We start from the raw sequence: 11,399 nt of genomic DNA on the forward strand, positions 1-11,399 counted from the left end.
GGGAGAAAAGAGGAGATCAAGATGAAAGCAGGCACAGATCGTCGTTGGTTAATTGTAATAGGAACCATTATCGTACAAATGGGATTAGGGACTATTTATACTTGGAGTCTTTTCAACCAGCCCTTAGTGGATCACTTTGGCTGGAAGTTAAATTCAGTTGCTTTTACTTTTTCGATTACCAGCTTAGCGCTGGCACTGTCCACATTAATCGCCGGAAAACTGCAAGATAAATGGGGGATTCGCCGCTTACTAACAGGTGCTGGCATAATCCTCGGCGCAGGATTAATCATTAGTTCTCAAGTTTCATCTTTATGGATGCTTTATATCTTAGCAGGCGTCATTGTTGGGGCAGCCGATGGTACTGCTTATATTACATCTCTGTCGAATTTAATTAAATGGTTTCCGGAAAGAAAAGGACTTATCTCTGGTATTTCGGTTGGAGCCTACGGTACAGGTAGTTTGATATTCAAATTCATTAACGGGTCATTTATCCAATCGGCCGGAGTGACGCAAACTTTCTTTTATTGGGGATTAATCGTCATGATTATGGTTGTAGGTGGTTCATTTCTAGTTCGGGAAGCTAAAGTAATGAATGAATCAAAAATTCAAAATGGCAGCCTTCAAAAAGACTATACTGTTAAAGAAATGTTAAAAACGAAGGAAGCTTATCTTTTATTCGTGATCTTCTTTACAACATGTATGAGCGGACTATTCCTGATTGGAATTGTAAAGGATATCGGTGTTAAAATGGCGGGTCTTGATATTGCAACAGCAAGTAATGCGGTGGCATTAGTAGCGATTTTTAATACAAGCGGCCGTATCATTCTTGGAGCCTTATCCGATAAAGTGGGCCGTTTACGAGTGGTTTCTGGTGCATTGCTTGTTACAGCAGCAGCGGTTACGGTATTAAGTTTTGTTCACTTGAATTATGGATTGTTCTTTGCTAGTGTGGCAGCAATTGCGTTTTGTTTTGGTGGGAATATTACCGTATTTCCAGCTATCGTAGCTGATTTCTTTGGTTTGAAAAATCAAAGTAAAAACTACGGAATCATTTATCAAGGCTTCGGAATTGGTGCAATTTCCGGATCATTTATTGCTTCCTCATTAGGCGGATTTATTCCTACCTTTAAGCTGATTGCGGTTTTAAGTATTGTATCTGTTGTCATCGCCATGATGATTAAGGCACCAGGCAATGGAACACCTAATGCGAAGGATAAAAGGAATACTGGGAAAATTCGCAGTCTTTCACCAGATACACGAGCAAGCTAATAAGAGTTGATCATCTAAATAGTAATAGAAAAAAGGCAGAGTAATCTGCCTTTTTTTCTGTTACAAGTGTTTTAGACCAATTCGACCAGCTGTTTTATGCTAAGTTCGCCCTTCACTTTAGTACATTCCCATTAAATATGCATACGATAATTTGTATAAAACTGTGAAGGGATGAAAAAAGATGTACTATACCCCTTGGGTGTATCCATACCCATATCAACCGAATGTTTATTATACTAATGTCCCAATGTATCATCAAAATATAAGACAGCCAGATTACTGGAATCATTATGATGATACAAGGGTAAAAGATTATGGGCGGAAACCATTTGTAATCAATATTAATGAGGCTGCGAAGCATAACAATACCTATCGTACAGCTTTATGGACAGGAAACCATTTACAAGTTACATTAATGAGTATTAATGTTGGTGATGACATCGGTTTAGAAATTCACCCTAACATTGACCAATTCTTACGGATTGAACAAGGTCAAGGGCTTGTGCAAATGGGCAAAAGAAAAGATCAATTAAACTTTGTTCAAAAAGTTCATGATGATTTTGCCATTATGATACCTGCTGGCACTTGGCATAATGTAACCAATACAGGTAATACCCCTTTAAAACTTTATTCTATATATGCTCCTCCACAACATCCATTTGGCACGGTTCATTTAACTAAAGCACAGGCATTCGCGGCGGAAAATCAATGATAATTTATAAATGATAACTAAAGGCAGGAGTAATTCTGCCTTTTTGTAATACCTCGTTTACATACATAATGTTTTTGAAAATTGACGATATTAAACCTAAATTAACAAATTATAGGATGGAAAAATGAATACACATTCGGATCGATTAACCTCACCAGAAATAGCCAATTTATGGACCCATTACATACGGGAGACAATGGGGATTTGTGTGATTAAGTACATGCTAAAGAACATTCAAGACTCTGAGATTAAAAAAGTTTTTCAAAATTCTCATGAACTTGGACAAAGGCATTTAAATAAACTGAAGGACTTATTGGCCAAAGAAGATTTTCCTGTTCCTAAAGGTTTTAATGAAAAAGATGTTAATTTGGATGCTCCTCCCTTATTTACTGATCGCTTTTGCCTAAATTATATCTATACCATGACCATGTACGCAGCCCAATCATATAGCCTGGCTTTTACACTTTCCATTCGTCAAGACATTAGAGATTTTTATTACCAGTGTAATATAAACACCATGGATTTATATAACGAATCATTGGCAATCCTTGAGCAAAAGGATTTTCTAGTTAAACCTCCAATGTATTCAACACCAGATAAAATTAAATTTATTACTACGATGGATTATGCAACTGATTTATTTGGTAATAAACGAGCGATGAATTCGCTCGAATGCGGGAATATCTATTTTAATCTAGAAAAAAGTGCGCTTACAAAAGGCCTTTTGATTGCTTTTAAACAAGTATGTAAAGACAAAGAAGTAAATAAGTTTTTAGAAAAGTGCATTCAAGCAGCTAATAAACACATGAGCAATTTTTCAAATTTATTACTTAAGGAAGACCTTCATTTACCTTCAACCTATGAATTGGAAATAACAAACTCAATTGTATCACCCTTTTCTGATAAATTAATGTTGTTTCATGCGGGTTTTTTATTCGCTGCCGCTATTTCCTATTACGGTACCGCGGTGATTTATAGTATGAGAGCAGATATTGTAACACTTTGTGAAAAAGCCATACTCGATGATCTGCTTGTATATGGTAGTTTTGGTAAGTTACTCATTAAAAAAAATTGGATGGAGCAGCCACCAAATGCGGATGACAGAAAAATAATAAGTAACTGAATAGTAGTGAACAAACTATTCTTATGATTGTAAAATAAGGTGCTAAGTAAATACCTAAATGGAGGTTTACCTAGCACTTTTTGGTTTTATATTCTAATTAAGAGCTTTGAAAATAGAGAGACAAAGAAGATGTTTTGTAAGCATAACTTATTCTATGACTAATTTATTGGCAGGGAATATGGATTGAGTATAGAAAGTGTATAAGATACTATCTATATACAAAACTCCTTGAGTACCTTCTAGAAAAAATATGCCATAGAAAGGAATTATGTTATGCGTAACCGTAGTACCTCCAGATTGAAACCGCTTATTTTTTTGACTTTTCCACTTGTTATTTTTCTAGTAGCTGGCATTTACTTTTTCGGTGGCGATAGAGATGAGAAGCAGCCAGCCAAGGCAGTTCCTGTCACCACACCTCCAACTAAGAATACACCATCAGATTCAAATGGAAATCAACCTTCGAGTCTAGATGCATTAGTACGTGACACCTTCTCACTGTCTAAGGAAGGGAAGGTAGTAAACTCTCCGTTCATTTCCGGTAAAACTCAGAAAATAGACGTAACCGATCAATGGGGAAAACCGAATCAATCAACGAAAACTTCAAATAGCAGGTACGAAGAATATACAGAGCACCATGTCGTCCTTGGATATCTAGGAGATATAGTGAACGATATCAGGTCCTATGATGCGGAATTACAGACAATACCATTAAATGAGATCAAGAAGGCAGGTGGTAAACCTAATCAAATTCGGTACTATCAAGATCAGTTCAATAACCAAATCATCCTAGTTTATCATGTTAATTCTACTACTTATTTAAAGTGGATATTACCCAAGCCTACCGAAAAGGAGCCGAACCCTAAAGTGGATCATATCTCAGTCTATACCCAGGTTGAAAATCAAGCCGATCAACAAAAAAACATTGATGACATCATTTCGGATATGAGTATAGATGAGAAAATTGGGCAAATGATAATCGCTGGTATTTCTGGTGCAAAAATGGATATACAAACCAAAAATTTAATTACAAATGACAAAGTTGGAGGGATGATTTTCTACCAGGAGAATCTAGTCAATCCCGAACAAACGATTCAATTGTTAAATGAAATAAAGACTGAAAATGTTCACAACCGTCTGCCGTTATTTTTAAGTGTTGACCAAGAAGGCGGACGCATTAGCAGACTGCCTGGAGGACTTTATAAATTTCCTACCAATAAAGAGATTGGGGTTATCAATAATTCTCAGTTTTCTTATAAAGTCGGAACGATTTTAGGGAAGGAGTTAAATGGATTTGGGTTCAATCTTGATTTCGCTCCGGTACTTGATGTCAACAGCAATCCGAAAAACCCGATAATAGGGGACCGGTCATTCGGAAACAATCCTGACGTTGTTAGTAAGCTTGGGATCCAAACCATGAAAGGCCTTCAGTCGCAAAATATTATCGCAACGATTAAGCACTTTCCTGGACACGGGGATACATCGGTTGATTCCCATCTCGAGTTGCCGATCGTATATAAAAATCTGACAGAACTAAAAAAGCTCGAATTAATCCCGTTTAAACGTGCGATTGATAACGGGGCCGATGTGGTCATGGTCGCACATATCTTACTGCCAGAATTGGATGCTCATAATCCAGCTTCTATGTCCAACGTAATCATCACGGATATCCTTAGAAAACAGCTTGATTTCAGTGGTGTGGTGATCACGGATGACATGACCATGAAGGCGGTCACGGACCATTATAAAATCGGCGAGGCTGCAGTGGATTCCATTAAGGCCGGCAGTGACATTATTTTAGTAGCCCATGATTATAACAAAGTAGCTGAAGTCATTACATCCTTAAAGGCCGCTGTTCAAAAAGGGGAAATTTCTGAACAAATGATCAGTGATAGTGTCAGAAGAATTATCATGTTAAAAAGGAAATATGGAATGAACAATACAAAAATAGATGACGTGAATATTGAAGAGCTGAACCATTCAATAAAAAATCTCCTTGATGAGTACAAAACAGAACAAAATTAAGGGGGCAGCGGACTTTGTTGAGGTAGATTTAAAAAGAAACTTCGTTAAAGTAACGGGTTCCGTTCCCTATCAAGAATAAAACCTAATCATTTCCACTCATACTTCCTAATTATTAAAGAAAAAATAGATGTGTACTTCAATAAAGTCAAGGGTGGAATGGAAAAATGACGGTAGTTACTCAAGTAAATCAAACGTTAGCTGGATTAAAAAGTGCGCAAGCCAGTTTTGAAACATTTGCCTTACAAACTGAAAATAAGAATGCAAAGCAATTGTACCAGAATGCCGCACAGCAAACTCAATCGATCATTGACAGTTTAGAACCACGTCTTAAAGAAATTCAAAATGAAGAACCTCAATATAATCAGTAAAAGGAAGAGGTAGCCATGTGCTACCTCCTTTTCCAGTAATCCCTTCATATAATAAATTATTAATGATAGGAAGATAATGATGACGATCTATTCCAACGTAAAACAATGCTTTGTATCTATTAAGGGTATTGAGGCACAACTTTCAAATTTCGCTTTAAATTCGCAGGATGAACAAGCTCAACAAACCTTTCACAAAGCAATGTTAATAGTCGGAGAAGTAAAAAATGATTTGCAAAAGCGAATAACAGAATTGGAAGTTCAGGAACCTCAATATAAACCATCTTAAAATCGAGGTGAAAGAATGTGAATGACTGGGTTGAGATTGCGTTACGATCTCTTTTGTATATTGCTGTATTATTTTTTATGACCAAACTTTTAGGGACCAAACAAATTTCCCAGCTTTCTTTTTTTGAATATATTTCAGGGATCACGATTGGGAGTGTAGCTGCTGAAGTAATTACAGGCCTAGATGCAAATATTATGCACGGAATGATTGTATTAATTCTATTTGGCGCGATAACCTATGCGGTTGATGTTCTTTCTTTGAAGAGCAAAAAATTCAGAGATTTCGCTGAAGGTAATTCAACGGTTTTTATTAAAGACGGAAAGATCATGGAAGACAGCTTAAAAAAGGAATTTTTCACGGTTGATGAATTAAATTCCTTACTTAGGAAAAAAAGTGTGTTTAATGTGGCGGATGTGGAATTTGCCATTTTAGAACCAAGTGGAGACTTAAATGTACTCTTAAAGAAAGAAAATCAACCTCTTACTCCTAAGGATTTAAATATCAAGGTTGGAAATGAAAAGGTACCACAGACAGTCGTCATGGATGGAAAAATTTTAGATAATTCCCTTACAGAAGCCAATAAGAACCGCCAATGGCTTACTACTGAACTAGAAAAACTTGGGGTTACCTTGGAAAATGTGTTTATGGCACAAGTTGATTCGTATGGACAATTAACAGTGGACATTTACGATGACAAAATCAATGTCCCATCTCCACAACAAAAGCCTTTATTAATGTCATCATTAAAAAAATGCCAAGCGGATCTAGAATCTTTTGCATTACAAACAGACTCTAAAGAAGCAAAATTGTTATATAAAGTAAATGCTCAAAAATTACAGGAAGCCATAAATTTACTTATCCCATATTTAAAAGGTTAAATCGCTTATTTGGTAAATATTTAAAAAAACAGGGCTGAGGATTCTTTTCTCCTCAGCCCTATATTATTCCTACTCGTTTATAGAACTCCCATTATTGCCTCTGGGGAAAAATAGCAAGGATATATATATGTCGAAATTTGTTGTTGATTGTCAATAAACCTCATATAATATAATTTTATAGATTCATATAAAATTTATCATAATCGAGGTCAACTATGGACAAAATTGTCATTACAGGTTTTGGAGTTAAAGCCCCGGGGATCAGTAATATCCACCAATTTAAAGACGTTCTAGAACAGGGTATCTGTACACAGGAAATACTCCCCGGCCGTGGCAATAACGGTTCTAATATAGTATGTGGAGTAGTTCATGAAGATTTGGAGATGATCTCTGGTCAAAATTATAAAAGGTACCCACGTGCAGCCCAGTTGGGAATTGCAGCAGCTGAGGAGGCTTATAAGATGGCCAACCTACCAACTGATGATTTTGCACGTGTTGCTGTCATAATGGGGACATCCGGAGGAGGAATTTTAGAAGTTGAAAAGTTCTCTAAACATGGAAATAACCTTAAAAAGGTACCGATTCAATATGTACCTATAGGAGATCCGCATACATTATCTTCCGGGATCACTAAGCATTTTGGAATTAATGGACAGGCGTATACCATCTCTACTGGCTGTACGGCAAGTTTAGATGCAATCCTTATGGGCAAATTATTCTTAGAAGCTGGACACGCGGATATATGTATCGTTGGCGGTTCGGATGCTCTTTTAGGGGATTGGATTACCTATGGATTTTTAAAGACGGGTACGATTGCCGAAAATGTGGAGATAGAAGAAACCGGGGTACCCTTTTCCACCTCTCATAAGGGGTTTGTTAAATCAGAAGGTTCTGCCGTTGTGATCATGGAACGGAAGAAAGACGCAGATTCAAGAGGCGCCAAAATATGGGGGCAAGTCCGCGGAGGGGCTTCTAACAATGAAGCACTTTCCATATTAAAGTCTGATACAACAGGAACCCTGATGACAGCAGCCTTAAAAAGTGCAATAGGCGATTTTTCTCCCACCTATGTAAACAGTCAAGCGCTAGGATTAGTACAGAATGATATGATTGAGTACATAACTCATACTAACCTATTTGGATCCTCTGTCCCTATCACTTCGATAAAGGGAATGACCGGCCATACCTTTGGCTCAATGGGTGCTATCCAAGTCATCTCTTCGTTATTAAGTATGGAATATGGATTTATACCACCAACCATTAAAACGACTGGAGACGGTTTTAATGACTTGCCAATTGTCTTTGAGACCAAGTATCAAAATGTCGAAAGTGTTGCCATAACTAACCATGGGGTTAGCGGAAATAATACTTGTTTATTCATTACAAAAGAAAATTGAGGAAGAGCAATGATTTATTTATTAATGATTTCTTTTGCATTATTTCCTTTAGCAGCTGGAATTACAACAATCTATATTTTGGGGAAAACAAAATTATCAAAGCTTTTATTTCTCTTTTTTATTTTTACCTCGTTTTGGCAAATAGATGTTTCGTTTTTATATGCTTGTGAATTTTTTTCAAATAGTGTGATAGAGTTTCTATTTCAGTTATTTCGTTTTGGCTCCATCATGTTGGCTCCAACTTTATTTTCCGTTATCTATACAGCGATAAATCAAACACAAATGGTTGAATCAAGAATGGTAAAATATACAGTGAATAAAATGACTGTCATTACTCTTTATATTTGGTCAACCTTTGTCTACTTGATTGGATGGAGTCAAAAAGGCATTCAAAGCTTTGAGTTGGTAAAATCGCAGGGACCAATAAAGGCAGGATTCTTATACCCCGTCTATGGAGATTGGTCATGGATCTTTAACTTTAATTTATTCATATTCATTATTATCACCGTATTATCCCTTGCATTAAGTAAAAAACTGAAGGAATCAGAAACCAAGACGTTTGTCTTTTATTTTATTATTATTGTAACAGTAGGATATTGTATTGGAATCTTAAATATGATTAAAAGCTATTTGTTATTACCAAGCAGTATCGCTGTTTTATTTTTATCGATTGGGATTCTCATCCCTGTTATTAGAATGCACCAAAAGATCATTGCGAAGATGAATAATGCACTTTTAGATCAAAAAGAATTTCTGCATAAAATCATCGATATGAATCCCAGTTATATTTATGCCAAAAGTCAGGATGGAAAATATACATTAACCAATCAAGCTTATGGTTTACTATTTGGGGTGAATTCCGAAGAACTTATCGGAAATTTTGAGATGGATTATAATCCTGATTTGGATATGGCAAAACAGAATATACGTTTAGATCATCAGGTATTATCCACCTTAGAAGAAAAGCATATACCGGAAAATGAAATTATGGATTCACAAGGAAATAAAAGGTGGATACAAACCGTTAAACTGCCCATCATTTCATCTGGAGATAAGCAAGTTCTAAGTGTAGCGACTGATATTACACAACGAAAAATTAATGAAAAAAAGAGAGAATGGGAAGCTCTTCATGATCCTCTCACCGGATTACCTAACCGGCGGGCATTTCATCAAGACTTAATCGAACAGATTAAATTAGCAAAACTCACTCAAGAAAGTATAGCGGTCATTTTTTTAGATTTAGATCGTTTTAAAATTATCAATGATACCCTCAATCATGAAAATGGAGATCTTCTATTAAAGAAAGTAGCAGAACGGTTAAGTAAAGCAGATGATAAAAGGGTCACCGATTTTTCTGTTTATAGACTCGGCGGTGACGAGTTTACCTTTATTTTATCTAGTGTAACGAAGGATGAAACAACCATCTTTGTAAAAAGAATTTTAAATATATTCAAGAAATCATTTACTCTAAAAGATCATGAACTATTTGTCACTTCCAGTTTGGGAATCAGTCTGTATCCAATGGATGGTGATCAATCAGATGTATTAATTAAAAATGCGGATATTGCGATGTATTCATCCAAAGAATCGGGAAGAAATTCTTATTCCTTCTTTTCGCAGGAGATGAATGATAATTATCAGGAAAAAATGGTATTAGAAAAAGCTCTGCGAAAAGCATTACATTCCAATGAACTCAAAATTGTATACCAGTCAAAAATGGACATAGATACAAACAGCATTATTGGTATGGAAGCATTATTAAGATGGGAGAGTTCTGAATTAGGAATGATTTCACCTGCTGAATTTATTCCTTTAGCAGAAGAAACTGGAATCATATTACAGCTAGGTGATTGGGTTCTAAAATCTGCATGTCTTCAAAATAAGCTTTGGCAAGAAATGGGTTACACTCCTATACCAGTATCCGTAAATATCTCATTGCGGCAATTTTATGACGGGAACTTTGTAGAATCTGTTATGAATATCTTAAAAGAAACAAATCTTGCCGCTTGCTATCTTGATTTAGAAATAACGGAGAGTATTTCAATGGCCAACATCAATTCTGTGATTTCCACGCTGAATGAATTAAGGGCAATAGGGGTTTCGATTTCAATAGATGATTTTGGAACAGGATATAGCTCATTAAGTTATCTGAAAAAGTTTCCAATTAATAATCTAAAAATTGATCGTTCCTTTGTAAGAGATATCACAAGCAATTCTGAAAATAGGGCAATTGTAAAAACTATTATTTCAATGGCCAATAATTTAAATCTTGATGTGATTGCGGAAGGAGTTGAGACTGAAGAGGAGTTAAAATTCCTAAAAGCAAATGGCTGTATGGTAGTACAGGGATATCTGTTCAGTCCTCCGATATCGGGTGAAGAATTTGAAAGAACCTTCTTAGAGCAACACAATGAACCTGCAACAACATAAGCCTAATATGAAAGGGCGCACAGTATTTTAAACTGTTCGCCCTTTTTCAACCGTACATTTTTCTTTGAAGTTGCAGCTTAGGGATCTATTTTAAGTATCTTCATCGCTTTTGTACTCTAAAATATCTCCAGGTTGACAATCCAAAGCCTTACATATCGCTTCTAACGTTGAAAAACGAATCGCTTTTGCTTTCCCGTTTTTCAATATGGAAAGGTTCGCCATTGTAATCCCGACCCTCTCGGAAAGCTCCGTGACGCTCATTTTTCGTTTAGCCAGCATCACGTCAATATTGATTATAATTGCCAAGTTAACCACCTCACACTATTCAATCATTTTCAGATATTTCTATGTTCACTACCTTAGACCGTTAAATCATTTTCTGATTTGATATCAATCGCTTCTTTTAAAAGTTTTTGGAGAACAGCAGCAAAAACGGCAATTACTAGTGAAGCAAAGGGAACAACCATTCCGACAAAAATGACACCAGGCGCATCGTCTGCTTCTGCAAAGAGATAGAAGAGCGGCAGGACAAGCACATGCAATGGACAGATTGTGAGCGCACAGTGTTTGATTTTCTTTAAAGCATTTACCGATAATTCGGAGAAGGCTTTATTTTTATCAATATAGCGCAATAGTTTGAAAGTCTGATACAAAGCAAAGTAAAAAGGGATTGCCGATGCATAAAAAACGATGAAAACGAGATATTTAAGAAAAGCAAATCCTGGAAGCAATTTTACGGTAACATTCGCTATCTCAGGAACTAAAAAGATGCATAGGGCAAGAACGGGGATTCCAATAAGAATATCAGCGATCTTTAAAAATAATGTTGTTCCTTTTTTCATAAAAGCACCTCTCTAAACCATTATTAATTGAATTATAATTTAAAATTTATCGTTTTTCAATAAATTTTTATT

General features: G+C 36.0%; 11 protein-coding genes. 9 read left to right on the top strand and 2 right to left on the bottom strand.

Going from position 1 to position 11,399, the window contains the following annotated elements:
* The first annotated feature begins 21 nt into the window (after nt 1–21).
* The 9 genes from V7266_RS14245 (at nt 22) to V7266_RS14285 (ending at nt 10,485) form a co-directional block, all read left to right on the top strand.
* Nucleotides 22–1,269, top strand: coding sequence for an L-lactate MFS transporter (locus V7266_RS14245; protein ID WP_335468552.1), 1,248 nt, complete (start codon nt 22–24; stop codon nt 1,267–1,269).
* A 181-nt stretch (nt 1,270–1,450) separates the two neighbouring features.
* Nucleotides 1,451–1,981: a cupin domain-containing protein gene (locus tag V7266_RS14250; protein ID WP_335468553.1), complete on the top strand. Its 531-nt coding sequence runs from the start codon at nt 1,451–1,453 to the stop codon at nt 1,979–1,981.
* 124 nt (nt 1,982–2,105) lie between these two features.
* Nucleotides 2,106–3,104, top strand: a complete 999-nt coding sequence (locus V7266_RS14255; protein WP_335468554.1) for a DUF3231 family protein — start codon at nt 2,106–2,108, stop codon at nt 3,102–3,104.
* A gap of 273 nt (nt 3,105–3,377) precedes the next feature.
* The gene (gene nagZ / locus V7266_RS14260; RefSeq protein WP_335468555.1) at nt 3,378–5,126 is read left to right on the top strand and encodes a beta-N-acetylhexosaminidase; all 1,749 of its coding nucleotides are present in this window, start codon (nt 3,378–3,380) and stop codon (nt 5,124–5,126) included.
* Nucleotides 5,127–5,290: 164 nt separating this feature from the next.
* Nucleotides 5,291–5,494 carry a DUF1657 domain-containing protein gene (locus V7266_RS14265; protein WP_335468556.1) on the top strand — a complete coding sequence of 68 codons (204 nt, stop codon included), beginning with the start codon at nt 5,291–5,293 and terminating at the stop codon, nt 5,492–5,494.
* Nucleotides 5,495–5,573: 79 nt separating this feature from the next.
* Entirely contained in the window at nt 5,574–5,780 is a 207-nt protein-coding gene (locus V7266_RS14270; protein WP_335468557.1) for a DUF1657 domain-containing protein, read from the top strand.
* Nucleotides 5,781–5,797: 17 nt separating this feature from the next.
* Nucleotides 5,798–6,658, top strand: coding sequence for a DUF421 domain-containing protein (locus tag V7266_RS14275; RefSeq protein ID WP_335468558.1), 861 nt, complete (start codon nt 5,798–5,800; stop codon nt 6,656–6,658).
* A 215-nt stretch (nt 6,659–6,873) separates the two neighbouring features.
* Nucleotides 6,874–8,055, top strand: coding sequence for a beta-ketoacyl synthase N-terminal-like domain-containing protein (locus V7266_RS14280; protein ID WP_335468559.1), 1,182 nt, complete (start codon nt 6,874–6,876; stop codon nt 8,053–8,055).
* A gap of 9 nt (nt 8,056–8,064) precedes the next feature.
* Nucleotides 8,065–10,485 carry a putative bifunctional diguanylate cyclase/phosphodiesterase gene (locus tag V7266_RS14285; protein ID WP_335468560.1) on the top strand — a complete coding sequence of 807 codons (2,421 nt, stop codon included), beginning with the start codon at nt 8,065–8,067 and terminating at the stop codon, nt 10,483–10,485.
* A gap of 90 nt (nt 10,486–10,575) precedes the next feature.
* Here the strand turns inward: V7266_RS14285 and V7266_RS14290 are convergent, their stop codons facing one another.
* Together V7266_RS14290 and V7266_RS14295 are read right to left on the bottom strand one after the other, a co-directional pair.
* Nucleotides 10,576–10,791: a helix-turn-helix domain-containing protein gene (locus V7266_RS14290; protein WP_144565392.1), complete on the bottom strand. Its 216-nt coding sequence runs from the start codon at nt 10,789–10,791 to the stop codon at nt 10,576–10,578.
* Nucleotides 10,792–10,844: 53 nt separating this feature from the next.
* Nucleotides 10,845–11,327: a DUF2975 domain-containing protein gene (locus tag V7266_RS14295; RefSeq protein WP_335468561.1), complete on the bottom strand. Its 483-nt coding sequence runs from the start codon at nt 11,325–11,327 to the stop codon at nt 10,845–10,847.
* Between the last annotated feature and the right edge of the window lie 72 nt (nt 11,328–11,399).

The sequence above is a fragment of the Neobacillus drentensis genome (assembly GCF_036965645.1).
GTDB classification, from domain to species: Bacteria; Bacillota; Bacilli; order Bacillales; family Cytobacillaceae; genus Neobacillus; species Neobacillus drentensis_D.

What these genes read in the sequence shown, in the direction of transcription:
- V7266_RS14245 (WP_335468552.1), top strand. Translation starts at nt 22, where the DNA reads ATGAAAGCAGGCACAGATCGTCGTTGGTTAATTGTAATAGGAACCATT.
- V7266_RS14250 (WP_335468553.1), top strand. Translation starts at nt 1,451, where the DNA reads ATGTACTATACCCCTTGGGTGTATCCATACCCATATCAACCGAATGTT.
- V7266_RS14255 (WP_335468554.1), top strand. Translation starts at nt 2,106, where the DNA reads ATGAATACACATTCGGATCGATTAACCTCACCAGAAATAGCCAATTTA.
- nagZ (WP_335468555.1), top strand. Translation starts at nt 3,378, where the DNA reads ATGCGTAACCGTAGTACCTCCAGATTGAAACCGCTTATTTTTTTGACT.
- V7266_RS14265 (WP_335468556.1), top strand. Translation starts at nt 5,291, where the DNA reads ATGACGGTAGTTACTCAAGTAAATCAAACGTTAGCTGGATTAAAAAGT.
- V7266_RS14270 (WP_335468557.1), top strand. Translation starts at nt 5,574, where the DNA reads ATGACGATCTATTCCAACGTAAAACAATGCTTTGTATCTATTAAGGGT.
- V7266_RS14280 (WP_335468559.1), top strand. Translation starts at nt 6,874, where the DNA reads ATGGACAAAATTGTCATTACAGGTTTTGGAGTTAAAGCCCCGGGGATC.
- V7266_RS14285 (WP_335468560.1), top strand. Translation starts at nt 8,065, where the DNA reads ATGATTTATTTATTAATGATTTCTTTTGCATTATTTCCTTTAGCAGCT.
- V7266_RS14295 (WP_335468561.1), bottom strand. Translation starts at nt 11,327, where the DNA reads ATGAAAAAAGGAACAACATTATTTTTAAAGATCGCTGATATTCTTATT.